This window comes from Paenibacillus sp. OK060, from assembly GCF_900101205.1.
In the GTDB taxonomy this organism is placed as follows: domain Bacteria; phylum Bacillota; class Bacilli; order Paenibacillales; family Paenibacillaceae; genus Paenibacillus; species Paenibacillus marchantiae.
On the sequence record NZ_FNFR01000005.1, the window covers coordinates 629,812 to 656,283 of the forward strand.

Here is a 26,472-nt window from a genome sequence, read left to right on the forward strand (position 1 = left end):
TATTGCCTTCTTATATCTCTATTGTTTCAGCATCCACTTCAGCAGATCCGGCACATTCGCCCATAGACGGGAGTGCATAATGACATATTCAATCGCTTCGTCGGAATTGCCCATCCCGACAAAATCAGGGAGGTTATACGGCAGCTGCTTCAAACCCAGCAGATAATCAGGCACATGGTTGTTCACACCCCGGGCCACACGGTACAGCATTTTGAGCTGGGAGGTGATTCCGTTCTTCTTATACTCCAGAATGATCTGGTCATAGGCAAAGGCGGCTGCAGCGTCACCTTTCCCATACTTCTCCATCAGTTGCTCTGCCTGCTCCAATTGGTTGCTGTACAAATACACAGCAGCGAGCAGGTAACGCGCTCCGGTATTGTCTTCCGTATTAAGCTCCAAAATATGCTCCAGGATTTGTGCCGCTTCGTTGGTATCTCCACCAAACCAGCAGGATTCGGCGTAGCTTTTGCATATCCGGATATATGGACGAGTCTCATGAAGCGCCCAGAAGTCCCCCTTGTTCTTCTCAAAAAACAGTTCGCCCAATTCGCGTTCGCCAGCAGCGATTCCGGCCTTGAGGTAAGCTCGTGCATCAGACTCATTGTCCGATTCCTCAGCCAGAATACGATATGCATCAGAGCTGTCTGAATACATCTCCAGGGCCGTTTTCGCCAGCTGTATTCTGCGTTTGGAAGAACTAGCTTCCATCGCCTTATGTAGCAGAGCCTGCGCTTTGTCCTTCGATGTACCTAGGCTGTTCAGAATCATCAGCTCGTCCGTTTCGCCACCCATGCCGTATTCTTCGATGTATTCGAACATCTCCTTAACCTTTCGGGAGATCGTTGATGTCGTTACCTCATATTTATCTGACAGCTCAGCCTTCGAAACATTGAAGCCGTATTCCTCAGACAGCAAGTACTCGATTGCAGCAAAGAACGAGCCTGTCTTCTTCACAGTAGGGCGGGTCTGACGGGAATAGCCATTCCATAGCACCAGAGCTTCCAATATCAGCTCCCGCTCGTAATGGTTCCTCATGTTCTCAATAAGCTGCAGGGCCAGCTGTTCGTGAGCCTGATGCTCCCATTTCAGTTCGCGCTCCACCATCTTTTTCAGTTTGGTCAAGGTTAGTTTGCTCTCAGGCTGAATCGAGACTTCCTGGACATGCTGCTCCGTTGATATCAGCCCCAGTATGGATTCTACCGCAGAAGGCTCCTTGCCCAGACAGCATTTCTTATATTTTTTCCCGCTTCCGCACGGGCATAAATCATTTCTTCCAACCTTACTCAAAACTAATTCCCCCTTAAATCTGTCACTAGCCATTCGCATGAGAACACTGTTGCTTTAGCATTATAGGTGTCATTTCTCAAACGAGGCATTCTATATAACTTACAATTTCTAGCATCATGCAGAAACGGTTGCCGCCCTTATATAAGGGCGGGGCCGTTTCAGCGAGTATATGTTCATCTAGAATATAACGATCACTCTGGCGATGAATTCCTCATACTCTCGATCATAGGATTGGATTTGCCTGAGCCCAATCGCTGGAAGCATGATTTACCGTCCAATATAGCCCAACTATGAAAACAATGCGCTTTAAAATACATTAACCCATTTCTCTATTCTAGCAAAAAATTTAAATAAGGGGTAAGCTTCGCCCAAAACATATAAATTCTCATTTCAAAAAAAAAACCTGCACACGGTGTGCAGGCTCAAAGGATATATAAAAAAAGGGGGTCATGTGTGTTATTATAAACGGGCTATGTTAAAGGCTTATGTAACTAATATTACAGTAATATTACAAAAATGATAGCGCTTTATATTTTGTTGTTTTCTCCATTATTAAAGCCCCTGCAGATGGCCCTGACATGGAAGTCAGACCCTGCAAGGGCTTCATACTACATATTAATTCAATTCTTCCACATAAGCTTGGTTGGAACGAAGTTTATGAACGATTTCCTCATAATCCTCATCCCTTACTTTGGCAGACAAAACATAATGCAGATCGTCATAGTCAGCCGAGGACACATCCGCAGCATTCAACAGATCGCCATCCTCATTGACATTATCTCGTGAACCTCGCTCCGTATCACGATCCACATTGCTGACGACCGGGATTACATTTTCGCTGGCGGGAACCCCAGGTGCTGCACCCACTCCCATGGCTCCATTGGTTCCTACGCCACCCGCTGTGTTATAAGGCACCAGAGGTACCATAATCCGTTTGTCTCTGCCAACCGCGCTATCCAGTTGCCCTACCTCCAAATGCTCTGTACGGAACGTCTGAAGTGAGGTTCTTGCCCCCTCTGCCTCGTCCTCGGTCCGAAAATACGCCTGAATATGTTTTGTCATGTCAAACCCTCCTTTATCGGAATAAATGCATTGGTGTAACGAAAACTTAGAAGCTTTGAGCTTCAATCTTCATTTTAATCAGTAATCACATTATCGTACGGTCCGCCCCAAGTCATTAAATGACTTTTAACAACTCGCGGACAAATGCCGGTTCATCGGCAGGCGTACGGGATGTAATATAATTTCCATCTACAACAGCTTCATGATCCTTGAATTCTGCCCCAGCGTTCACCATATCATCCTTGAGCGGAGGATAGGCTGTAATCGTACGGCCTTTCAACAGATTCGCACTTGCCAGAATTTGCGGACCGTGGCAGATCGCCGCGATAGGTTTCTTCGCACTGTTGATCTCCGTTACGAATTTCAGGATATGTGCGTCTGTACGCAAATTTTCAGGAGAAGATCCACCAGGAATGACAACTGCGTCGTAATCCGAAGCCGAGACCTCAGCGATCGCTTTGTCCGAAGTATAGGAGGCTTTACCACCTTTACCTTTCAGCGTCTCTCCTGCTTTCAAGCCGATAATTTCCACGTCGTGTCCGGCTTTTTTCACCTCATCATATGGAACCTGCATTTCCGAATCTTCAAAATCATTCGCCAATAAAAAAGCAACTTTACTCATAACGTATGTTCTCCTTTCCGTGTTCGAAATTTCTTGAAATCGGGTATTCGCAGAAATTGTTGGTGTACATTTCTTGTTCATTGCCCGTAATAAATACTGAACCTGGCACGCCATCGTGCCTCGTTCTGTTATTACCCTAACCAGAGCCGTTTATAACATGACGAGCCTGTATTATTTTGACTTTGATCAGACCATCTGATTCAGCTACAGTTAAGTTCCATAACAAAAAAAGTCCTGATTCGATGATCGAATCAAGACTTTTCATTCATTCCAAATGGTCAGCACTCAGTCACGCGGAAGACGGCTCTGCTCCCCTTTGTCCGAATCCTGAAGGGCCCAAACCGTTGTTGTACACTCGGCAGCAGCGCGGGCAAGCTTCAGGGACTCATACAGGTTTCCAGGCAGAAGCAAAGGTTCTATTCGGGAACGTGTTTCCTTGACGGATTGGCGCATAATGGGTGGGATACTCCTTTGATCATCTTATGTTAATGAACCGAATTATCCCTCATTATGGCCTGTTCCCCAACCAATTATGCATGTGTTTCTTGACGAATAGGGCTTTCGAGCATTAAAGTCACCGGTCCCCAATTCGTGAAAGTCACATCCATCATCGCTCCGAAACGTCCGGTTTCCACCTGAATTCCTTTATCACGTAACAGCTGATTAAACGTTTCATACAACAATTCTGCCGCTTCAGGTCTCGCTGCAGCTGCAAAGCTTGGGCGTTTTCCTTTGCGACAATCTCCGTACAATGTAAATTGTGAGACAGATAATACAGCCCCGCCCACATCGATCAGACTGAGATTCATCTTTTCCTGCTCATCTTCAAAGATACGAAGTCCAGCGATTTTGTCTGCCAAATATATGGCATCCTTCTCCGTGTCCTCATGTGTAATTCCCACGAGCAACATCAATCCGGATTCAATTCTTCCCGTCAGTTCTTCTCCAACGGTCACCTGAGCCTCTTTACAGCGTTGTACAAGCACCCTCATCTTACAGGCTCCTTACTGCATAATCCGATGCACAGAATAGACATCTTTCACTCGTTTGATCCGTTCCACAACCGAATGCAGATGCTCCGTATTACGAATCAGAATTGTGACGTGCACCAATGCTAATTTATTTTTATCTGTACGTCCGGTGACGGCAGATATATTGGTTTTACTTTCCGAAACAGCCTGAAGCACTTCATTGAGCAAGCCGTTGCGATCATGGCCCGTAATCTCAATATCCACACTGTAGTTGGCTTCAATATTCTCTTCCCACTCGACTTCAATGACGCGAGCTGCTTCTTCCCCATCCGTACTGGACGGGATATTTGGACAGTCCGTTCGATGCACCGAAACCCCACGTCCACGTGTAACATACCCGATAATAGCATCCCCTGGTACAGGGTTACAGCAGCGCGCAAAACGTACAAGCAAATTGTCTATACCTTTGACACGGATGCCATTCGTCGGACGGTTTTTGCGCTCAGGTGCAGGCTTCAGCTCACGCATCTCGGAGTTCAGCTCAAGCAAGCTGGATTCTTCCTGCTCCTTGCGAAGTTTCTCCGTTGCTTTGGTCACGATCTGTGCAGCCGTAATGCCACCGAATCCAACAGCTGCGAGCATATCCTCAATATCATTAAAGGCATACTTTTTGGCTGCTTCCTGCAACTTATCGTCCGTCATCCAAGCAGATGGATCAAGTCCCATGCGCTTGAGTTCACGTTCACAACTGTCGCGTCCTTTTTCAACGTTTTCTTCCCGTCGTTCCTTCTTGAACCATTGCTTGATCTTCGCTCGTGCGTGAGAGGATTTTGCAATTTTAAGCCAGTCCTGGCTCGGTCCGTAAGAATGTTTGGACGTCAAAATTTCAATGATATCACCTGTTTTGAGATGATAATCGAGTGGAACGATACGACCATTTACTTTGGCACCAATCGTTCGGTTACCCACCTCTGTATGGATTCTATATGCAAAATCCAATGGAACAGATCCAGTAGGCAATTCGATAACTTCACCTTTTGGCGTGAATACAAACACCAGATCCGAGAAGAAATCCATTTTAAGCGATTCTACAAATTCAGACGCATCCTGCGCTTCATTTTGAAGTTCAAGAATCTCGCGGAAAAACGTAATTTTATCTTCAAAATTATTTCCGTTTCCGTTCGCAGCCCCTTCCTTGTAGGCCCAGTGGGCAGCAATACCGAATTCAGCGGTGCGGTGCATATCCCAAGTCCGGATTTGGACTTCAGTCGGTTCCCCATTCGGACCTACGACCGTGGTATGCAGCGATTGATACATGTTCGCCTTTGGCATCGCGATATAGTCCTTGAAACGTCCAGGCATCGGTTTCCATAACGTGTGTATAATTCCGAGGGTAGCATAACAATCCTTGATGTTATCCACAATAATACGAATCGCAAGCAGATCATAAATCTCGTTAAACTGTTTGTTTTTCGTTGTCATTTTTTTGAACACGCTGTAGATGTGCTTAGGACGACCCGACAGATCTGCCTGAATTCCCATCTCATCCAGCTTGCTCGTAATACCGTCCATAACCGTATCAATATATTGCTCACGTTCCGCACGCTTTTTGTGCATCAGGTTTGCAATACGATAATATTGCTGCGGATTCAAATAACGGAGGGCGATGTCCTCCATTTCCCATTTGATCGCAGAGATACCCAGACGGTTCGCAATCGGACAGAAAATCTCCAACGTTTCATATGAAATCCGGCGCTGGCTTTCTTCCGACTGAAACTTGAGTGTCCGCATATTATGCAGACGGTCAGCCAATTTGATCACGATGACACGGATGTCCTGTGCCATGGCGATGAACATTTTGCGGTAGTTCTCGTTCTGCTGTTCTTCCTTGGAGCGAAACTGAATACGTTCCAGCTTCGTCAAGCCGTCAACAAGCATGGCACACGTATTGCCGAAATGATTGCGGATTTCTTCAAGTGAAACCGTAGTATCCTCTACTACATCATGAAGAAGCGCTGCAATTATGGAGATGGTGTCCATCTGCATGTTTACAACAATATCGGCAACCGCAAGCGGATGCAGAATATACGGTTCTCCCGATTTTCGCGTCTGTCCATGGTGGGCCTGATCAGCAAATTCGTAAGCTTCACGTATGCGCACCAGATCGGGTTCTTTGATATATGCCCCGGCCTTCTCGAGTAATTGCTCTATGCCCATTCTGATCTGTTCCGTGTCCTTTCTATACAAAATGGAACCCGTGACATAATATCAACACAGGTTCCCCGTAAAAGTAATTTCCTATAATTATGACGCTTCGCCCGTTTCCCGTCAACTACTGACGAATAAGAGCACATATCCAATTTTTTTATACGATATGTGTCATTCCTCAAAGATGTTGCCAGATATTCAACAGAGGTCGGAAATCATCCTCATTTACTATGTATTATTACCGTTATTTGCCGAAATAGAAGGATCAATTCTCAAAATAAAAATGGTTCCGCCATGCTTAGTGGAAAAATGTTATTGCTAAATGAAGAGAAACTCTGTACTATATTGAAGATTTGTGTTTCGGAAAAAAGGAGATGAATATTCATTGCAACGTGAAATTCAGGTTAATCAAAAAATGCCGCTTGGCTCAGGGTCGCTGCTGAGTCTCCAGCATTTGTTCGCCATGTTTGGCAGTACGGTACTCGTGCCGAACCTGTTCGGTGTCGATCCAAGTATGATCTTGCTTATGAACGGTATTGGAACATTGTTGTACATACTCATGTGTAAAGGAAAGATTCCGGCCTATCTTGGATCAAGCTTTGCTTTTATCGCACCTGTTTCTTCCGTATTAATAGCACACCCTGATAACGGATACTCCATGGCACTTGGAGCGTTCATCGTAACGGGAGTTATTTTCTGCATTGTAGCTCTTATCATCAAGTATGCGGGAACAGGCTGGATTAACGTGGTTTTCCCGCCTGCGGTTATGGGTGCCATTGTTGCCCTAATCGGTCTCGAACTTGTACCTGTGGCAGCAGGAATGGCTGGTCTGATCAATTCAAACCCTGCTGAGAACCCAGACTGGGTACCTCAAGCCAAACCAATTATTTTAGCCATGGTTACTCTTGGTATCACTGTTATTGGTGCAGTAACCTTCCGTGGGTTCCCCAAGATCATTCACATTCTAATCGGGATTGTATCCGGTTACGGGCTTGGATACTTTATGGGTGAGGTAAAAACCGAGAATATAGCGAACGCTGACTTTATCTCGCTGCCTACAGTAACGACACCGACATTTGGCTGGTCTGTCATCTTTACCATTTTGCCTGTCGCCCTTGTTGTCATTGTTGAACATATCGGACATCTGCTTGTAACGAGCAGCATTGTGGGCAAAGATCTGTCCAAGGACCCGGGTCTGCATCGCTCCCTGCTTGGGAACGGCGTTTCAACTATTCTTTCCGGTTTTGTAGGATCCACACCGAATACAACTTATGGTGAGAATATTGGTGTTATGGCTCTGACACGGGTTTACTCGACGTATGTTATTGGCGGCGCTGCCGTTATCGCAATTGTACTTTCGTTCTCAGGTACGTTCTCGGCACTTATAGCTAACATTCCCGTTCCGGTTATGGGTGGTGTATCTTTGCTTCTGTTCGGAGTTATTGCGGCATCCGGTTTGCGTATTCTGGTCGAACAGAAAGTGGATTTTGCCAAACCGACCAACCTGTTGCTAACTACCCTTGTACTCGTCATCGGACTTAGTGGTACTGAAATCACGTTTTATGGTATTTATCTCAAGGGAATGGCTCTGGCAACCATCGTTGGAATTCTGCTGAGCTTGTTGTTTAAATTATTTGAAGTACTGGGTTGGTCGAATGATCAAACGGAGAAACAGCCTTTAACCGAGAAAACTCCGGATTGATTTCTTGCCGATCGGTCTGAACGAACAATGTTTATTCATTCTTCATTTTATACATCGTACAACGCAAAAAGCCTGCTCTCTAACCTTTACGGGTTGAGAGACAGGCTTTTTTTGAAAATAGTTAATGCTGTATATTATTTCCCGGGAAACGGGAGATCCAGTTTACGTGATTTAACAGCAATGAATGCCGGAATTCTAGTAGTTCATCAATGTAAATACATCAATTCCTGGCAATTTTGCACGTCCATTCAAATCAGACAGCTCAATCAGGAATGCTGCACCTACAATCTTGCCACCCAATTGTTCAATCAGGTTAATGGAGGTAGCAATAGTTCCGCCTGTCGCCAGCAGATCATCCGCAATCAGGACATTTTGTCCTTTTTCGATCGCATCTGTATGCATAGCAAGCGTATCTTTGCCATATTCAAGATCATAACCGACTTCGATCGTCTCTCCAGGCAATTTTCCGCTTTTACGGATCGGAGCAAAACCGACACCCAGAGCGTACGCCAGAGGAGCGCCCACAACGAATCCACGTGCTTCAGGTCCGGCAATAACGTCAATTTTGAGATCCGAAACCATTACTTTCAGCTCATTGATCGCCTTGCGGTACATTTCTCCATCCTTCAACAATGTCGTAATGTCTTTGAAGCTGATTCCCGGTTGTGGAAAGTCAGGAATGACACGAATATAATCTTTAAAATCCAAAATAATCTCCTCCTAAAATAAATAGCACAACTTCTATCTAAGATACGCCCTTCATCCGGGATATCATCCATTGTGTCAGTTGAGGGGTCGATGCATCCAGCATCACCTGCTCTGTCTCGGCCATACTCTCAAGCGTCTGGTAATGACGCGAAGCGGTTAGCTCACGTTTGGGCGGGTTATCCACAAACACAATCTTTCCAGCTTCTCGGGTAATGAACGATAACTCCTCAAAAACATCCAACATCATGGTAATCATGCGCGGCGAGCAGCCACACTGACGACTGAGCACAGGAGTGATCTCTTGTTCCTCCACGGGTTCAGCTCTCCATTTGGACACCAGCATATAAATACGCTTGAAGAGTTCTCTGGAGGGCATCTGAAGGCGATCTCGGCGGTTGCCTGATCCGTGCAGAAGGATGATATTCTCGGCTCCGCTGAATAAAGCCAGCATTGCATCAAGTTGTTCCGGGGTTTCCGGCGTATCAAACACAAATAACGTCCGGACCTGTTCCTGCCCATAATGCTGCGCGGCAGCATTGCACGGAAACAAACCGACCTTTCTATCATATACCCAAAGGCACGGTTCATACAATGAATTTCCCTCGGAAACATTCGTTTCTTTCCGAACGATGGCACCAATTGAGCCTGACTTGTATCGTAGATGTATTTCAAGCGAACTCAAGAACTGCTTCATCGCGTTCAGAGGCTCCGTACTACCTCGCAAATCAAACACTTGCGCATGTGGAACCTGGATGTCCTGCAGCATTAATTGTGGTTTCCTCATCCCGTTCCACTCATTAACGGACAACTCGCCCATAACATCAATGATGGAGCCTGGAGGCAGAAACTCAGCTAAAGCTCCCTTGCCAAAGGCTACCGTCTCCAATTGCTGACCATCCTGCTCCAAAACCAATTTCAGATGACGTTTTTCCCGTCCCATCGTCCGTGTTTCTTTGACAGTCACATTGCGCAATACAAAACATGGAGAAGGATTACTCATGCCAAACGGCTGGAGTCTGTCGATCTCTTGAATGACCTGCAATGGTACATCACTGATTCTGCATTCGTCATCTGCAAGACGATGGGGCACAAAGTCCTCCTCTGTCAGCACGGATGCCGCAAACTCATTCAATCCTGCTTCCAGCTCTTTAAGTTGATCACGATGAAGGCTCATGCCTGCTGCAGCTGGATGACCACCATAATGGTCCATCGTGTGTTTGCAAGCAGTTAATGCCTCATAGATGTCCAGCCCCTCTATGGAGCGTGCTGAGCCTTTACAAGCGCCGCTCTCCGGGTCAATGCCCAGGATAAGCGTTGGCCGATAATACCGTTCAAGTAACTTGGAAGCCACGATACCTACAACTCCAACATTCCAGCCTTCTCCCGCCAAAACGATGACGTCCGGCACTGCTCCGGAATTAAGCTGGATTTTCTGCTCCAACTGGGCTGTCGCTTCCAGAAGTATACCCTCAACAACCTGTTGCCTTTCACGATTCAGCAAATCCAGTTGGCCTGCCAGAGTGTGTGCCTCATCCAGATCCTCGGTTGTAAGCAGCGATACGGCTCGGCCGGCATGATCCAGACGTCCGCTTGCATTAATACGCGGAGCCATTGCAAAGGCAATATTGATTGAGGTGACCTGAGTTTGATCCACACCACTAATTTCAAGCAGAGCACTTACACCAGGCAGACGTGTACCTCGCATGGACTCAACACCATAACTGACGATAACCCGGTTCTCGCCTTCCAAAGGCATCAAATCGGCAACCGTACCAATAGCGGCAATTTCCATCCATTCTCCAGGCACTTCTCCGATCAATGCCTGAGCCAGCTTCAGCGCTACACCCGCACCAGCTAACCCTTTAAAAGGGTAAGGACAGTCCGGAAGCTTGGGATTAATGAGCGTATAAGCCTCAGGCAAAACTTCAGGTGGTTCATGATGATCCGTCACAATGACTTCCATTCCCAGTGTTGCAGCATAAGCAATCTGCTCTACCGCACTGATTCCGGTATCTACCGTAATCACCAGCGTGACTCCTTGTTGATGAGCCCAATCCAAGGCGTGATTGTGTAACCCGTAGCCTTCATTGGAACGATGAGGAATATAGATATCATAAGAAGCACCGAGATAACGCATCAGATGGATCATCAGAGATGTACTGGATACTCCGTCCGCATCGTAGTCCCCATATATTAAAATATGTTCTTCACGCTCAATAGCCTGCTGGATTCGGGGCACAGCTTCTTTCATGCCTAGAAGCAGATAAGGATCATGCATCTGATTCAGATCAGGATGCAGAAATTGTTCTGCCTCTGATTCATTATGAACCCCCCGACTGACCAGCAAACGTCCAACAAGTGATGAAACGGAAAGCGCCTGCGAGAGTCCCGCAGCCGCCTCCAAATCGATATTCGGTGTGTTCCACCGGTATTGCGAATAAAGCAATGATAACGCTCCTTTCCTGATCTACTGAACCAAGCTTCATTACTGAATTAATGTCGCTTCAGGATCTGGCAGTTCATGATTGGATTTATAAGGATATCCAGGATCATAAGGTACAGCCTGGATCTGTACTTCTTTCACATGACTGAAACGAGTTAAGAGAAGTGTCTTCGCCCGGTTCGCAATCTCTTGTGCCTCGAGCACGGAAATTCTAGGGTTCACACTAATGACCAGTTCAATCGTAACATCATGTTCCTGTTCACGTGCTACCAGATGTTCAATCGTAATAATGCCATATACACGCTGCACCGTCTCTTTGAAGTCAAGTGCTTCTTCCTGTTCCAGTTCCTGAACAAGTGAACCATATACGGTATCCACAATCATTCTGTAGCCTTTGTGAAGCACAAAACAGGAAGCGATCAATGCAGCTGCGGGATCCATATATCGAAGAATACTCCACCCCATCGTTTCTCCTGTCATGGAACCTACAATACCGACTAAGACGATAAGTGAACAGTAAAGTGCCCGACGATGTTGCTGTGCATAAGCGAGAGCCTGCGATTGATTTCGTTTACGGAAATATCGGTATTGATATTGAAAGATTGCTTCTTTCACAGCCAATGCTGCAAAAGCTACCACAAGTGCATGGGTATACTTCTCTAGCGATTCTGGTTCATCTCCAGACAGACTACTCAAAGCGGAGATGGCGATCTGCAAACCTCCCATAAGGATGAGCACAGATAATAATACCGAAATTCCAGGTCTCGCGATACGTGAATGTTCCTTTGACCGCTCCCTACGAGCCTTTCTTTTTGTTTGTACAGACTTCGAGGGAAAGAGGCCGGACAATGAAGAAGCAGCTTCTGAAGCAGAGTGAAGGCCGTCTGCAAGCAACGATTTGCTGTTTGCCATATAACCGAACCCAGCCTTGATTACTGCAAGTGTCAAATTCCCGGCGATCCCGCTCCACGTGGCAGCGTGAACAGAAGGGAAACGTTCTCTGGTCATGGCGATGCCCCCCTTAATACTCTACCTAAAGTTGCAAAACCGCGCCTAGCAGACGCGGCTTGACAATACAATGTTTAGTTGGATGCTTTGACAGCTGCTTTAGGTTTCTCTGTTTGTTTACCTTTGAGCGCCAGCCACAAAGGAGCGGCGATGTAGATCGAAGAATATGCACCGAACAACGTTCCGATGACCATAGCAAGTGAGAACATGCGAATGGATTCTCCACCAAAAATAAACAAGCAGAGCGAAGCGACAAACACGGTGAATGTTGTATTCAGGGAACGTGTCATCGTTTGCGCCAAACTGCGGTTGACTACTTCACGCAAATCGGCTTTCGAAGTCTTTTTAGCAAAACGCATATTCTCACGAATCCGGTCGAAGATAACGATTGTATCATTGATCGAGAATCCTACAATGGTTAGAACAGCCGTAATGAAGGTCAGATCCACTTCCAATCGGAAGATCGAGAACACACTAATAACTACAAATGCATCATGGAAGAGCGCAATTACAGCAGCCAAACCAAACCGCCATTCAAATCGGATAGCTACATAGATCATAATCCCGATACTTGCGATAAGAACCGCGTATATGGCATTACGTTCAAGCTCTTTAGCCATCTCCGGATCAACCGTGTTGACTTCATAGGAAGCAGTTGGATCAAGCTTAGTAAATTCTTGCTTGAACTTACTTTCCTGGTTTTCATCCAACTCATTCGAGAAACGAACGTTAACCCGATCAGCACCAGTTGTGATTTGAACATCACCTTCGTCAACGCCAAGGTCTTTCACAATAGGATTGATTTGTTCGGTTGTGATCGCCTTGGATACCGTGATATCTACATTTGAACCGGCACGGAAATCTACCGCATAATTCAATCCCAGGGCCAAAATGCTGATGATACCTGCAATCGTCAAAATGATGGAAAAGGTATAGGCAATTTTACTGCCTTTAATATAATCAAAATTCCAATTAAAGCGCACGAATTTCACTCTCCTTCACTCCGAAATACTTAGGCTTCTTCAATACGTTAGCCCGCACAAGCAGGGTCAACAGGAAGCGGGAGAAGAAAATATTCGTGATAATGCTGGTCACGATGTCAAAAATCAGTACCAGTGCGAAACCTTTAACCGCACCTGTACCCAAGAAGAACATAACTGCTGCAGCAATGATGGTTGTAATGTTGGAGTCAATAATCGTACGGAAGGAATGTTTACCTCCTGCTTTAACCGAAGACAATATCGACTTACCACTGCGCATTTCTTCCTTAATCCGCTCGTACGTGATGATGTTGGCATCCACGGCCATCCCTATACCCAGGATAAATGCCGCGATCCCCGGAAGGGTAAGCACGAATTCTCCCATATAGAAGATTGCAAGTACCAACCACGTATGTGTAATTAGGGCAAAACTCGCAATAATCCCCGGAATACGGTACAGACCAATCATGAACACCAGGATAATTACGGAACCAATTAATCCCGCTTTAATCGTCTGGTCCAGAGATAGTTTACCAAGCGTTGCACCAACGCTTTGAGAGTACTTCTCTGTCAGTTTCAACGGCAACGCGCCCAAATTAATGGTATCGCGAAGCTGATTGGCTTCCTCACGTGAGTAGTTACCCGTGATTTGCGCAGAGCCGTCACTCAGCTGCTGTTTAACTTCTGGTGCTGAAAGCAACTGATCATCCAGATAGATAGCCAAAGGTTGTCCAATCAAACGTTTGGTGATTTCAGCAAACTTGGCTTTGTCTTTAACCTGGATATCGATCATCGGTGCGTTCAACTGGCTGAATACCACTTTGGCACCATTCTCCACGAACTCATTTCCCCGAAGCTCGATTTTAGTGTATTCGCCTTCTTTGTCATTCTCAGCTTTACTGCGGAAGGTCATGACAGCAGGCTCTTTCATTTTCGCTCTGACTTCAGCCTCGTCGGTAACCCCGGCCAGCTTCAAGCGGATCCGGTTCGTTCCTTCAGTTGTTACTTCCGGCTCGCTTGTTCCGAGCGCATTGGCACGGCTCTCCAGACTTTTTGCTGTTTGCACCAAAGATGCTTTGGTGACTTGTTGTCCTTGTTCCAGCGGCTCTGCTTCATATAAGATCTCGTAGCCTCCTTTTAAATCAAGGCCCAAGCGTATATTTTTGAGCAGCCCTGGACTTGTGCCCAACATTACTCCTGCGGTCACAAGCACGACCAAAATGAAACTGACGATTCTTTTCATGCCGTTCCTAGATCCCCTTTCGTTCTCAATATTCCTATTATAGCGATGCCGTAAAAAGCAGTCAATTTCCAACAAAAAAGATCCCTTTCGTTAGAAAGAGGACCCCCGGTATGCAGACACGGTCATAAAGTTCATAAAGCTTGTTGCTTTCAGTGACAATATGTCGTTCACCAGTTGGTGAAGCGGTGGAATGCCCTGCTTTTCATATTTATGACTGATGCAATTCCAGACATCTTTGCTGGTGACATATTCGTAACCGACAAGCCTTAATTCCTCTGCCTTGCTGCGGCAGAGCATCTCTATAGACTGTTCCAACTCCACATCATTCATTTCTTCCAACGGGGAGCCTCCCTTCATACATCCAAGCCTTTATGCGGCATCAATATTACATCATTCGACTTTACCCGATCATATTCCTTCTTGCTGGTGATGGATCTTTTTGTTAATCGTGTCCAAGTTGTCATGAGAAGATATTGGACTGGCATAGGATGAAGAACGACGGCTTTGTCCCGTTTATGAATACCTGTACTCCAACCGGGAAAGAGGGGTAGTCTTGAAGAAACAAACTTTTATCCAGGGAGCCATGATCCTGCTCGCCGCAGGCATTATTAATCGGATTCTCGGGTTCATCCCGCGCATTGTGCTGCCACGAGTTATCGGTGCAGAAGGTGTTGGCATCTACCAACTGAGCTATCCCTTTTTCATCGTACTCGTCACATTGATCACTGGCGGTATTCCATTGGCCGTAGCCAAACTCGTAGCCGAAGCGGATACAGGTGCCAACCGTTATTCACCCCAACGGATTCTGCAAATTAGCCTGAGCTTCACATTGACCCTTGGCGTTGTGTTTATGTTTTTGTGCATCATATTCGCTCCATGGGTTACCCGTTATGTTCTAACCGATGAGAGAGTCTATCACACGTTTGTCAGCATGAGCCCTATGATTGCCATCATCGCCGTATCTGCAGTCTACAGAGGGTATTTCCAGGGAAAGCAAAACATGATGCCTACGGCTGTTTCATCAATCGTAGAAACGGTCATTCGTATTATCTGTGTGATCTGGTTTTCCTGGCTCCTCTTGCCCCGAGGAATTGCCCAAGCTGCAGCAGGAGCCATGCTGGGAGCACTTGTTGGTGAATTCATCGGTATGCTCGTATTATTGTGGAACTATGCCAGACAGAAGAAATATATGGATCAACATCTGCCCATACTCGAATCTCCAATCGAACCCAAACCTGCTATTTCAAAAAACTCAACCGGCTCAGAACCTGGACTTCTTCGTCGTTTACTCGCGATTTCCGTACCTGTAACTGCCGGGCGGTTAGTTGGTTCCCTCTCCTATCTCGCTGAGACGATTGTAACCGCACAGAGTCTAGCTATTGCAGGTATCTCCAAAGGGCTCGCCACGGCCCAGTATGGTGCATTACAAGGTATGATTATACCGCTACTTTTACTGCCGGGAGCCTTAACTTCCTCGTTAGCCACGTCACTTGTCCCCTCATTGTCTGAGGCCTCGGCGCAAGGTGACCGTGCTCTCATACATAAACGGATGCATCAGGCTCTGCGTCTAGCACTCGTAACAGGTGCTCCATTTTCTGTTTTTATGTATGTGCTTGCCGAACCGATGTGTCTTGTTCTGTATAATGATGCATCGATTGGAAGCATGCTTAAGCTCATGGCTCCTTTTGCTTTGTTTATCTACATTCAAGCTCCTCTTCAAGCTGCTCTTCAGGCACTTGATCGTCCAGGAAAGGCACTACTCAATACATTTATTGGTGCTGTCATTAAAATTACGTTGATTTTGGTACTCGCCTCCCGGCCGGAATACGGTATTTTTGGAGCGGTAATTGCCATTTGTGTGAATTCAACGATTGTTACTCTTTTACATGCAAGAAGTGTGCGCAGCCTGTTACAGTTCCGTTTCAAGATGATGGATTGGGTCAAAACAGGCACTGGTATGGTCATCATGGGCGCCGCTACTCTGGTCATTTATGAACAGACTGCATCCTTGCTTCCATTTTGGCTCAGAATGCTTCTCGCGCCCCTTGTTGGTCTGATCGTCTATTTCATTGTTATGGGCTGGACCAAAATGATTGATTTTCATGATCTTTCCCGTGCGCCCTTTATTGGTTCCTGGTTTAAACGCCGTTCTTAAACGTCAGTTATCTTTATCATCTTTGGAACTTACATAAATTTTTCCGTTATGATCGATGGAACAGATAAACACGTCTTTAAAGTCCATAATACCTTTGTGCTGAATCTGATTTTTAAGCCAAAATCTGGTTTTTTGGATCAGCTCAAGGTTTTGATCCTGAACTTTGCCATCCATGATCAATGGCAATGGCAGCCCTTCATATTTGATATTTTCAAACCCTTCTATTTTGTTTTTTCGCGCTTTTTGTTTGGAATTAGATCCTGTCGAAACAGATCCTGATGAGCCGCTGTTGCCGCTCGAAGAACTCTGACCTTTCGGAAAAACAGTTAGCTTGCCAGTGGTCTCCAATATGGCAAATTCCACATCTCCAATGCTATCTACATTTTGTTCGCGAAGCTGTAGAAGCAGATCATCCAGATTGTAACGTTGCTTTCGCATTTCATCTCGATGTAATTTCCCTTTGGAGATTAACACGGTCGGCTTGCCATCAATCATTAACCGAAGCTTGCGGCTTTTGAGACTGAGAAATGCCATAGCAATCTGCACTACTAGTACCGTCAGCATCGGTACAATACCATGGAATAACGGTTTATTGATATCTTCAATGACAAATGCCGCAATTTCTGCAAGCATGATGGATACGACCAGATCAAACATGGACAGCTTCCCGATCTCACGTTTACCCATTATCCGAATTGAGCCATAGACAATAAAGTACATGAGCATGGTTCGAAAGATATGTGCTCCGACATCTGAGAAATTCACAACAGGGTTCCTCCTTCGGATCTGAATTTTATACAGGTACCTGAAGCGTAATCCCTATTTTGGCCTGAAGCTCACATGCTCATGCAAATATAATCCGTTCATTTAATGGAAAATTCAGTTCATAAGTCAGAGGGCTTGACCATACACTGTATTAATTTCAAATTTGTACAAGGGGGTCGCTTCATGCAGTTGATTCGCCGAATGGTTTCATTTCGAATGTCTAACCCGATTCTTTCGGGCCTCTGTCATGCTTTTGTGTGGATGATGTTAGGCGCACTGATTCTATCCTTCTTTCTCTGGATGACCGGAATGCGGGAACAGGATCTTTCCCTGTATACGTACGTTGTTCATGGCTTGTCCTTGCTGGTTGGTGGCTTTGTATCTGGCAAGAGGTCAGGTGAGCGAGGCTGGTACCACGGAGGTATTACCGGAATGGTCTACGGACTAATTGTATTGCTGATTGGGTTTCTGGCACTCGATGCCTCATTCAATTGGAAAGACAGTCTGCAGCTTGCAAGTGCATTTCTGATTTCTGCACTAGGCGGTATATTTGGAGTCAACACACGAAGATCATAGAAGATCGGGGTGTAACGGTTATTTGAGAAAAAGAAAAAGAGAACCGGGTCTCCATGGAGATCCAGTTCTCTGATAGTGAAAAATACGCTGCAAACGTACTCATAGCCTTACAGGCTTTTTGAACATCTATGATTTATTCAGCCGTTTCACGTGCAACTGCACTGCTAATTGCATTACGATCGAATGTCAGTTTAGTAACATCGTTTACACGCAATACAACCACATCATCCGTGATTTCAGCAATCGTTCCGTGAAGACCGCCGATTGTAACAATTTTATCGCCTTTTTTCAATTGTCCTAACATGGAATTACGTTGCTTCTGTTTTTTGTTCTGTGGACGAATCATCAAGAAGTAAAAAATTGCAACCATGAGTACCAAAGGTACAATCAAAGATACAATTCCACCGCCAGCTGGAGTTGCTGATGCAGTCATTGCCTGAAACATGTAAAATTCCCCCTTATCGACTATACGTACAGATAATGCTTGTTACTTCGGTTCCGCAAACACCTGGTCAGAAACCTTTGTCATTGTCATGAAGACCATATTGATCGAAAAATTCATCCCGGAAATCAAGCAAACGATCTTCCATTATGGCTTTACGCACATTGCGCATCAAATTCTGCAAGAAATGAAGATTGTGGATGGTCGTCAAACGTAAGCCAAACGTTTCATCCGCTTTGATTAAATGACGCAAATAGGCTCTTGAATAGTTACGACAAGTATAGCAATCACATTCAGGGTCTAGTGGCCCAAAATCAGTTGCAAACTTGGCATTACGAACTACCAGACGTCCTTGGCTGGTCATCGTTGTTCCGTTACGGGCAATTCGGGTAGGCAGAACACAATCGAACATATCCACACCGCGAATCGATCCCTCAATCAATGCATCGGGTGAACCAACACCCATTAGATAGCGTGGTTTATTGGACGGCAACAAAGGAATTGTGTAATCCAATACACCATACATCAAATGTTTCGGTTCTCCAACACTCAGTCCACCAATAGCATAACCCGGGAAATCCATGGAAGTCAAATCTGCCGCGCTCTGGCGACGAAGATCTTCATGCATGCCTCCCTGTACGATAGCAAACAGCCCTTGATCATTGGGACGAGCATGACTTTCCAGACAACGTTCTGCCCAGCGGCTCGTTCTTTCAAGTGATTTTTTCACATATTCATACTCAGCCGGATAAGGCGGGCACTCATCAAATGCCATCATAATATCGGAGCCCAGTGCATTCTGGATTTCCATTGCCACTTCGGGCGAGAGGAATTTTTTATCTCCGTTTAGATGGGAGCGGAAGTTAACGCCTTCCTCCGTAATTTTGCGCATCTCACTCAGAGAAAACACTTGGAACCCGCCACTGTCAGTCAAAATCGGGCGATCCCAGTTCATAAATTTGTGCAATCCGCCTGCCTGACGAATAATTTCATGGCCAGGTCTCAGGAACAGATGGTAAGTATTGCTCAGAATAATCTGTGCATCCATCTCTTTCAGTTCTTCGGGACTCATCGTCTTCACCGTGGCCTGTGTTCCTACAGGCATGAAGGTTGGTGTCTCAATAATACCGTGAGGTGTATGTACACGTCCCAAACGAGCTCCGGATTGTTTACAGGTTTTGATATGTTCGTACGTAATTGCTGCCATTGGTTTTAATCATCCTCTAAAAATTAATCGTAATACCTTCATATCTTAATAAATCAACATGGCATCGCCAAAGCTGAAGAAACGATATTGTTCTTTAATTGCTTCCTCATATGCATGCATGATTTGTTCTCTACCCGCAAGCGCACTGACCAACATGACCAATGTGGATTTGGGGAGATGAAAATTCGTAAGCATCCCGTCGATTACTTTGAAAGTATATCCCGGATAGATAAAGATTTTGGTCCAGCCGCTGCTCTCTTGCAACTGCCCGTCTTCAAAATTGCTTCCTACCGTTTCAAGTGTACGACAACTTGTCGTTCCTACAGCAAATATACGGTTGCCACGTTTTTTCGTTTCATTAATTAGATCCGCTGTCTCTTGAGACAAAGAGTAGTATTCCTCATGCATGACATGCTCTTCAACTTTGTCAACCGACATAGGCCGAAATGTTCCGAGTCCAACGTGAAGCGTGATGAAAGTTACATTAACGCCTTTATCCCGAATCCGATTCAGCAATTCATCTGTAAAATGTAATCCTGCTGTCGGCGCAGCGGCTGATCCTTCATGTTTCGCATATACCGTTTGATACCTTTCGCGGTCGTCCAGCGTCTCTCTGATATAAGGAGGCAGCGGCATTTCACCCAAGCGATCCAGAATCTCTTGAAAGATTCCATCATAGGAGAACGTAAGCAAACGCGCACCCATTTCGCCTTCCTCATCAATGACTGCCCTGAGCTCGTCACTAAAAATGATGACCGAACCGGCTTTCAGCTTCTTGCCTGGTTTAACCAAAGCTTCCCAACGATCGCCCTCCACGTTTTTGAGCAGAAGTACTTCAGCCTTTGCCCCCGTGTCCTCTTTGGTTCCGAACAAACGCGCTGGAAGAACACGTGTATCATTCAACACCAGTGTATCTCCAGGCTGAAGGAAGTCGATAATATCAGGAAACGTGTGATGGTTAACCTCACCGCTTTCCTTATTTAAGGTAAGCAACCGGGACGCCGTGCGGTCAAGCAGTGGCGTCTGTGCAATTAATTGCTCCGGCAATTCAAAATCATATAAGTTCACATTCATATTCAATTCATTCCTTAACAATAGTCGCATTTTGATAATAGTGTTTCAATATTGCCTGGTAATCATACCCTTCATCAGCCATGCCTTTGGCACCCCATTGGGACAAACCTAATCCGTGCCCATTACCCTGACCGATGATCATGAAGCTTTGGCCCTGAGTTACAGCTCGAGCTTGACCATCACCACTCATAACCACAAGAGCATTACCGGATGAAGTTCCTGTGCCCGAGGCAGATAGTACAGCAGCACCCTGTGAGCCGGTTTTGCTTGCTGTTTTGCCGTCAGCGCCTAATACAGTATAACTTCCGGTCCCTGCAATATCAAATAAAGTACTCGGTAATCCACCTAAAGCAGAGCGGTATGTATCTGCATATTTTACCGTCATGGGCTGGCCGTTGGCTGTAACTTCAAGTGCCCTTCCTGATGGCCCACGCTTGGTCACTTCGAGCGTTGAGATCGAAGATGGAACAGTAGAAGTCGTTTTACCCTGCAGGGTTTTAACCAACTGGGCTGACGTGAATGGCCCTCTTACCCAAGCATAATCGTTGGACTGCGGCACTTTGGCCAGAACAACAGCCTCGTTGCCTGGATTCATTTTCGCTACCGGATCAACATTGGATTGAATTAACGGAACGGGACGCACATTGGTATTTTGGGCAGTAACCGTCACTTTGGCTAAACCCGCATCCGTTTTGGTCGTTAAATCTTTTACATTATCCTCGCGGATATATCCGCTGACTCCTGTACTTAACAGCACATGATACCATGTCTGTAATCCAGCTTGAGCCGATGTATCTCCAGGACTATCCACATTAATGAACACATCCGCGCCCCCATTCCATACCTCGGATGGGTGAGCAGTCTGCCCCCCTGCATTGGAAGAGAACACAGCTTCTACGATTTTACCACCGCTCTTGATGACTTCTCCAGAAGTAGCATCAACCGCGCTGGAGACTTTATCATTCTCTGAACCCATTCCGTTGTACGCCTGACTGAGCGTGGTATCCACAACGTTGGCAATTTTAAAACGATCTCCCTGTTGAAGCGCATAAGAGCGTGCAGCGACAGCCTGTACTTTCAGCGCTTCTGCTGGCCAGGATGAATACACTTCTGCACCAACAACAGAGTATAAATATTGCTCCAGTGGAACTACATTAACCAAAGCCAAATCGCCGCTTACAATGCTAATTTCCATGTCACCGCGATATGTCCGTCCGGAACGTTCCACCACTTTGATTCCACTACCGTCTCCTTGCACAAACGCCTTGGCCTCACTGCCGGCAATAGTGTAATGCGGAGCTGTTTTAAGTGTATCCGTGCTTAACCCGGCATCCTGGCGGATGATAAGCGCAGCACTATTACTGTTTACCGGAGACAGGTTTACTCCTGGAACACTGGCTTCCACACTTTTTTTGAATGCAGACAGATCAGCATCTGATGAGGCTTCTCCCACCCATACAGCATACCCTTGACTCCCTCCATCCAGTTGAAGCACAGTATAGGAACTAACTCCTGCCGATGAAAGGGATGCTTGTGCCGCTTCTGCATCTGGAAGTGAGCTGTAGACTCCTGCAGACAGACGCTTGCTGCCCGTCACCGCTGGTTTTTGTCCACCTAGTTGGGCTGCAGCCACTTTTTGTACACGTGCTACCGCTTGTCCAGCCAACGCCTCTGTTGCATAGTTTCCGGTGTAGAGTTGATAGGTCGCTTTACCATTCAGAGACGTTGTAAACAACAACGGTTTATCACTAGTGGCCTGCAACAATTTTGCGGCTGCTGCTGCCGTTTTGAAATCCCCTGTTTCCAACACTTTGACGCGGAATCCATCCGCACTGAAACGGATTTGTCCTGCTGGAAGAGTTATACTTGCTCCGCTTTCCGAACCAATATTCCATTTTCCACTCGACTCAAGCGTAATCAGTGGTGTTGTCGATTTATACGTACTTCCCAGGTTCGCAAACATGGCTACCCGAATCATCTGCCCATCACCTTCAGCGGCATAAACCGGCACTTGCAGGCATCCTACCGTCAACAGAGCTGCGGCCAACACCTTCAAACGCCGACTCCACTTCCTTGTTTGTATTGCTTTCACAATCAGTCTCCTCTCCATGTTTGTCCCAAGTTGTATATTAAGATGAATCTCATTGATATATAGTCACAATTATTTGGCGTCTCTCGGTGGAACTGGCAAACCCAGATGATGATAGGCCAGGTCCGTTACAATTCTGCCCCTCGGTGTGCGTTGAAGCATGCCAATCTGCAATAGATAAGGCTCGTAGACATCCTCAATGGTCTGACTCTCCTCACCAATCGTAGCGGCAATCGTATCCAGACCCACAGGGCCTCCCCGGAAACTGTTAATCATTGATTTGAGCATTTTATGATCGATCTCGTCCAGACCACGCGGATCAATCTGAAGACGTTGCAGCGCTTCTTCCGCCAGAGCCTGTGTGATGATACCATCACCCCGTACCTGGGCAAAGTCACGTACTCTTTTTAGCAATCGATTGGCAATCCTCGGTGTCCCACGGGAGCGCAATGCGATCTCTTCGGCGGCATTACCAACAATCTCCACCCCTAGAATCTCTGAGGCCCGTGAGACGATGTAGGCCAGCTCATCCACCGTGTAGAACTCCAGCCGACTGATAACACCAAACCGGTCTCTGAGAGGCGCAGACAGCAAGCCTGCACGGGTTGTAGCACCAATCAGCGTAAAGGATGGCAGATCAAGACGTACGGAGCGGGCACTTGGCCCTTTTCCGATCATGATATCCAACGCGAAATCTTCCATGGCGGGATACATCACTTCTTCTACCGTCCGATGAAGGCGATGAATCTCGTCAATAAACAGGACATCCCCTTCTTGCAGGTTTGTAAGCAATGCAGCCAGATCACCTGGGCGTTCAATCGCCGGTCCCGATGTTGTGCGCAAGTTAACACCCAATTCATTGGCAATGATATTGGCAAGTGTTGTTTTACCCAGCCCAGGCGGGCCATATAACAACACATGATCGAGCGCCTCATTGCGCATCTTGGCGGCTTCAATGTATATTTTCAAATTCTCCTTGACCTGGTTCTGCCCGATATATTCATTCAAATACCGGGGACGAAGGCTAAGCTCCACAGCTTGATCCTCCATCATCAGGTTCGCGGAAATAATCCGGTCATCCATGTTCATCCCTACCTTTTTTATGCGGCTTACTGCTCTATTATAGAGGCAAAATTAATTATCCCGTAAACAGCATTTGCAGTGCCCGTTTCATCAACACATCAACAGAATCGGCCGAAGTAACCTCTTTCTTCAGTTTGAGCCATACTTTATCCAGTTCACTGTCGGTATAACCCAGCGCCTTAAGACCTTCACGTGCCTCATCCCAGGCAGAGCCGCTTCCTGCTTCTTCCGAAGGAGGAGCAAACAAACCTGTTGCATACGTGGCAGCACCGAAACCATCCAATTTGTCCTTAAGGTCCAGTATCATACGCTGCGCTGTTTTCTTACCAATCCCCGGCAGTTTGGTCAGGAACGTCAGATTCTCTTGATAAATTGCAGTCACGACATGGTCCGGCGTACCGCCAGCGAGTATACCCAGAGCAACTTTGGGTCCAATACCTGATACCTCGATCAGCTTGCGAAATAACTTCTGTTCCTCACGAGTCGCAAAACCAAACAGAAACATCGCATCTTCACGTACATGGTGATGGGTATACACCATAATTTCGCCTTCTTGCTTCGCAAATGCAAAAGGATTCGGACAGAATACACGATAACCAACGCCATGTACATCAAGCACAATATATTCATTTTCCAGATGTACGAACTGTCCTCTTAGGAAATCAATCATTTTCGCAATACCTCATTCAACTTGGAATTTAATGTATATGAGTGTGCATGACACACTGCTACAGCCAAAGCATCTGCTACGTCATCCGGCTTCGGAATCACCTGTAAACGCAAAAACATTTTGACCATTTCCTGCACTTGCCGCTTCTCTGCTTTTCCGTATCCAACAATCGCCTGCTTAATTTGCATCGGCGTATATTCGGCAATAGGCAGTCCCTTCTGGGCAGCAGCCAGTACCATAACACCTCTAGCCTGACTTACAGACATCGCTGTTGTGACGTTACGATTGAAAAAAAGTTTCTCCAGTGCTACCGCGTCCGGTTTATATTTATCAATCAGCTGTACCATGCCCTCATATACATGAAGCAGCCGTTCCTCTTCAGGGGTATGAGCTTCTGTCTGAATACAGCCATATTGTACAGGTGTTACCTTACTGCCGATTTTATCCACAAAACCAAAACCGACAATCGCAATCCCCGGGTCAATTCCCAAAAAACGCAAATCCATCTCTCCCTTACAAAAGCGAACATATGTATCGTTCATTTCATTATAACAAAAGATAGGCCCTACGGCAGGAAAAACTTTGTCCTTCCATATACTCGCCTCAATTCGTGAATAACCTACAATCTTTATCTCCTATATTCAGGTGTATCGGTCATGGAACGACAAAAAGGACATCTTTCGATGTCCTTCGTTTCCCCTCGTATGTTGTATGACCTACGAATATCCTTCCACCAGAAACTTCTCCTCTACTGGATGTAAACAGATCCACTCAATGCAGATCAGCCTGTTCTTTTATCCGCCATTACGGATTTCTTTATTGGCCTCATCCACCGCATAATCGCTGAACGTAGAGATTACACTGTCGTACTCATCCTTGTCCTGAATACGAATACCCTGCTGCAATTGCTCCAACACACCTTCAGGCAATGATGTCTCTAACGTGCCTACGTCCATTTGAAAAAAAGTACGGATGACTTTCTCTTCTGTGGGCCGTCCTTCATAAAGATTGAGATTACCCACAGCATCTATGCTAATATACGCCTGCTCTTTACATAATGGAGAAAGATCATCCACATGTTGCTTAATGCGTAACACTTCTGCCGATTCAACCTGAGCACCCCAATCCGGATGTTGAACGAGCAGCATCTTCAATTGAGGAATCGCCATCTTACCTAATTGTTCCGTTTCTACCCCACAGATATATTGCGTCTCCAATACAACACTCGTTAAACGGTCCGGATCAGACCCGAGTTGTTCCATCAACGTCTGAATTTCTTGCTCTGACCTTTGTTCACTCGCAACAGGTCCCATTACAGATACAGCCTCACTGAAATTGGTCGTTAATAAACGCTCGATCGCAGAAGAAATCGGCAAACCACTGTAAGCCAGTATAGCTACGGCAACCAACGCTGCAGTCATCCACACTGTTCTTTTCCATCGACGCCAGCGTCTCTTAAATTGTTTTTTGAAGTTAAACGTGTTCACATGAACCCCTTCTATCACTTTTTAAACCTATTGTGACCGAAAGAACTGGGGTTTATGCAAAATTAACCTAAGGCACCAGCAATACTTTGCGCTTGAGCTTAAACAGGATGAGATCTATATTATTTATACCTTATTAAAGGTTGCCATGAATTAAGAGGTTGTGATTGCATAAAATAGAATTAACTTTTAAAGAAAAATAAAAATACGGACTATCTATAAATAGATAATCCGTATTTTTTGAGATCGGGATGACACGATTTGAACATGCGACCCCCTGGTCCCAAACCAGGTGCTCTACCAAGCTGAGCTACATCCCGTTATATATACCGGCGAGAGGACTCGAACCTCCACGGTTTCCCACTCGATTTTGAGTCGAGCGCGTCTGCCATTCCGCCACGCCGGCGTATGAAGTTATAATGGCGCGCCCTGAGAGATTCGAACTCCCGGCCTTTTGATTCGTAGTCAAACGCTCTATCCAGCTGAGCTAAGGGCGCAAATATTGGAGCGGAAGACGGGAATCGAACCCGCGACCCTCGCCTTGGCAAGGCGATGCTCTACCGCTGAGCCACTTCCGCATACGGTATTAATAAATATAAAAATGGCGGAACCGACGGGATTCGAACCCGCGATCTCCTGCGTGACAGGCAGGCATGTTAGGCCAACTACACCACGGTTCCAGATCACTTTCTT

24 protein-coding genes and 5 tRNA genes are annotated in these 26,472 nt (G+C 46.1%); 3 read left to right on the plus strand and 26 right to left on the minus strand.

Annotated elements, in window-relative coordinates:
- Positions 1-18: 18 nt before the first annotated feature.
- The 6 genes from BLS14_RS21395 to BLS14_RS21415 all read right to left on the minus strand — a co-directional run bounded on the left by BLS14_RS21395 (position 19) and on the right by BLS14_RS21415 (position 6,159).
- Positions 19-1,287, minus strand: a complete 1,269-nt coding sequence (locus BLS14_RS21395; RefSeq protein WP_090953836.1) for an SEC-C metal-binding domain-containing protein — start codon at positions 1,285-1,287, stop codon at positions 19-21.
- A gap of 615 nt (positions 1,288-1,902) precedes the next feature.
- A complete protein-coding gene (locus tag BLS14_RS21400; protein ID WP_090953838.1) occupies positions 1,903-2,349 on the minus strand; it encodes a hypothetical protein in 447 nt (148 codons plus the stop codon).
- 115 nt (positions 2,350-2,464) lie between these two features.
- Entirely contained in the window at positions 2,465-2,971 is a 507-nt protein-coding gene (locus tag BLS14_RS21405; RefSeq protein WP_072734768.1) for a type 1 glutamine amidotransferase domain-containing protein, read from the minus strand.
- A 285-nt stretch (positions 2,972-3,256) separates the two neighbouring features.
- Positions 3,257-3,424 (minus strand): hypothetical protein, encoded by a 168-nt coding sequence (locus tag BLS14_RS32700; RefSeq protein WP_157258400.1) that lies wholly within the window; start codon positions 3,422-3,424, stop codon positions 3,257-3,259.
- Between the two features lie 77 nt (positions 3,425-3,501).
- Positions 3,502-3,963, minus strand: a complete 462-nt coding sequence (dtd, locus tag BLS14_RS21410) for a D-aminoacyl-tRNA deacylase (protein WP_063567712.1) — start codon at positions 3,961-3,963, stop codon at positions 3,502-3,504.
- Positions 3,964-3,975: 12 nt separating this feature from the next.
- A complete protein-coding gene (locus tag BLS14_RS21415) occupies positions 3,976-6,159 on the minus strand; it encodes a RelA/SpoT family protein (protein ID WP_063567711.1) in 2,184 nt (727 codons plus the stop codon).
- A 376-nt stretch (positions 6,160-6,535) separates the two neighbouring features.
- On the opposite strand from BLS14_RS21415, the gene uraA reads away from it, so the two are divergent.
- Complete coding sequence (gene uraA / locus BLS14_RS21420; protein ID WP_090953840.1) at positions 6,536-7,852, plus strand: uracil permease; 1,317 nt, start codon at positions 6,536-6,538, stop codon at positions 7,850-7,852.
- Between the two features lie 195 nt (positions 7,853-8,047).
- Here uraA and BLS14_RS21425 read toward each other — a convergent pair whose 3' ends face one another.
- The 6 genes from BLS14_RS21425 to BLS14_RS21450 form a co-directional block, all read right to left on the minus strand.
- Positions 8,048-8,560, minus strand: coding sequence for an adenine phosphoribosyltransferase (locus BLS14_RS21425; protein ID WP_024633046.1), 513 nt, complete (start codon positions 8,558-8,560; stop codon positions 8,048-8,050).
- Between the two features lie 37 nt (positions 8,561-8,597).
- Positions 8,598-11,006 carry a single-stranded-DNA-specific exonuclease RecJ gene (gene recJ, locus BLS14_RS21430; protein ID WP_090953842.1) on the minus strand — a complete coding sequence of 803 codons (2,409 nt, stop codon included), beginning with the start codon at positions 11,004-11,006 and terminating at the stop codon, positions 8,598-8,600.
- Between the two features lie 39 nt (positions 11,007-11,045).
- Complete coding sequence (locus BLS14_RS21435; RefSeq protein ID WP_063567708.1) at positions 11,046-12,011, minus strand: cation diffusion facilitator family transporter; 966 nt, start codon at positions 12,009-12,011, stop codon at positions 11,046-11,048.
- Positions 12,012-12,085: 74 nt separating this feature from the next.
- Entirely contained in the window at positions 12,086-12,994 is a 909-nt protein-coding gene (secF, locus tag BLS14_RS21440; RefSeq protein ID WP_079697664.1) for a protein translocase subunit SecF, read from the minus strand.
- Positions 12,984-14,234 carry a protein translocase subunit SecD gene (gene secD, locus BLS14_RS21445; protein ID WP_079697663.1) on the minus strand — a complete coding sequence of 417 codons (1,251 nt, stop codon included), beginning with the start codon at positions 14,232-14,234 and terminating at the stop codon, positions 12,984-12,986. Before secD ends, secF begins: the two co-directional genes overlap by 11 nt.
- A 90-nt stretch (positions 14,235-14,324) precedes the next feature.
- Positions 14,325-14,564 (minus strand): post-transcriptional regulator, encoded by a 240-nt coding sequence (locus BLS14_RS21450; protein WP_175383441.1) that lies wholly within the window; start codon positions 14,562-14,564, stop codon positions 14,325-14,327.
- A 223-nt stretch (positions 14,565-14,787) separates the two neighbouring features.
- Here BLS14_RS21450 and spoVB point away from each other — a divergent pair, with 223 nt between their 5' ends.
- Complete coding sequence (gene spoVB, locus BLS14_RS21455) at positions 14,788-16,389, plus strand: stage V sporulation protein B (protein ID WP_090809468.1); 1,602 nt, start codon at positions 14,788-14,790, stop codon at positions 16,387-16,389.
- A 3-nt stretch (positions 16,390-16,392) separates the two neighbouring features.
- On the opposite strand, the gene BLS14_RS21460 is transcribed toward spoVB, so the two are convergent.
- On the minus strand, positions 16,393-17,115 hold the full coding sequence (locus tag BLS14_RS21460) for a YetF domain-containing protein (protein WP_090953893.1): 723 nt from the start codon (positions 17,113-17,115) through the stop codon (positions 16,393-16,395).
- 222 nt (positions 17,116-17,337) lie between these two features.
- Between BLS14_RS21460 and BLS14_RS21465 the strand changes: the two genes are divergently transcribed.
- Positions 17,338-17,730, plus strand: a complete 393-nt coding sequence (locus BLS14_RS21465; RefSeq protein WP_063567706.1) for a TIGR04086 family membrane protein — start codon at positions 17,338-17,340, stop codon at positions 17,728-17,730.
- A 133-nt stretch (positions 17,731-17,863) separates the two neighbouring features.
- On the opposite strand, the gene yajC is transcribed toward BLS14_RS21465, so the two are convergent.
- From yajC to BLS14_RS21530, 13 genes are all read right to left on the minus strand, one after another.
- On the minus strand, positions 17,864-18,175 hold the full coding sequence (gene yajC, locus BLS14_RS21470; protein ID WP_072734772.1) for a preprotein translocase subunit YajC: 312 nt from the start codon (positions 18,173-18,175) through the stop codon (positions 17,864-17,866).
- Between the two features lie 67 nt (positions 18,176-18,242).
- On the minus strand, positions 18,243-19,379 hold the full coding sequence (tgt, locus tag BLS14_RS21475) for a tRNA guanosine(34) transglycosylase Tgt (RefSeq protein ID WP_064635839.1): 1,137 nt from the start codon (positions 19,377-19,379) through the stop codon (positions 18,243-18,245).
- Positions 19,380-19,424: 45 nt separating this feature from the next.
- On the minus strand, positions 19,425-20,453 hold the full coding sequence (queA, locus tag BLS14_RS21480; RefSeq protein ID WP_063567703.1) for a tRNA preQ1(34) S-adenosylmethionine ribosyltransferase-isomerase QueA: 1,029 nt from the start codon (positions 20,451-20,453) through the stop codon (positions 19,425-19,427).
- A gap of 7 nt (positions 20,454-20,460) precedes the next feature.
- Positions 20,461-22,563, minus strand: a complete 2,103-nt coding sequence (locus BLS14_RS21485) for a SpoIID/LytB domain-containing protein (RefSeq protein WP_064635837.1) — start codon at positions 22,561-22,563, stop codon at positions 20,461-20,463.
- 51 nt (positions 22,564-22,614) lie between these two features.
- The gene (gene ruvB, locus BLS14_RS21490; RefSeq protein WP_053779099.1) at positions 22,615-23,625 is read right to left on the minus strand and encodes a Holliday junction branch migration DNA helicase RuvB; all 1,011 of its coding nucleotides are present in this window, start codon (positions 23,623-23,625) and stop codon (positions 22,615-22,617) included.
- A gap of 55 nt (positions 23,626-23,680) precedes the next feature.
- Positions 23,681-24,295: a Holliday junction branch migration protein RuvA gene (gene ruvA / locus BLS14_RS21495; protein ID WP_090953844.1), complete on the minus strand. Its 615-nt coding sequence runs from the start codon at positions 24,293-24,295 to the stop codon at positions 23,681-23,683.
- The gene (ruvC, locus tag BLS14_RS21500; protein ID WP_053779097.1) at positions 24,292-24,795 is read right to left on the minus strand and encodes a crossover junction endodeoxyribonuclease RuvC; all 504 of its coding nucleotides are present in this window, start codon (positions 24,793-24,795) and stop codon (positions 24,292-24,294) included. Before ruvC ends, ruvA begins: the two co-directional genes overlap by 4 nt.
- A 294-nt stretch (positions 24,796-25,089) precedes the next feature.
- Positions 25,090-25,782: a BofC C-terminal domain-containing protein gene (locus tag BLS14_RS21505; protein ID WP_090953846.1), complete on the minus strand. Its 693-nt coding sequence runs from the start codon at positions 25,780-25,782 to the stop codon at positions 25,090-25,092.
- Positions 25,783-26,025: 243 nt separating this feature from the next.
- Positions 26,026-26,099: transfer RNA gene (locus tag BLS14_RS21510), tRNA-Pro, on the minus strand.
- 7 nt (positions 26,100-26,106) lie between these two features.
- A tRNA-Leu gene (locus tag BLS14_RS21515) sits at positions 26,107-26,185 on the minus strand.
- Between the two features lie 14 nt (positions 26,186-26,199).
- Positions 26,200-26,276: transfer RNA gene (locus tag BLS14_RS21520), tRNA-Arg, on the minus strand.
- Between the two features lie 6 nt (positions 26,277-26,282).
- Positions 26,283-26,357: transfer RNA gene (locus BLS14_RS21525), tRNA-Gly, on the minus strand.
- A 24-nt stretch (positions 26,358-26,381) separates the two neighbouring features.
- Positions 26,382-26,459, minus strand: a tRNA-Asp gene (locus BLS14_RS21530).
- Positions 26,460-26,472: the final 13 nt, after the last annotated feature.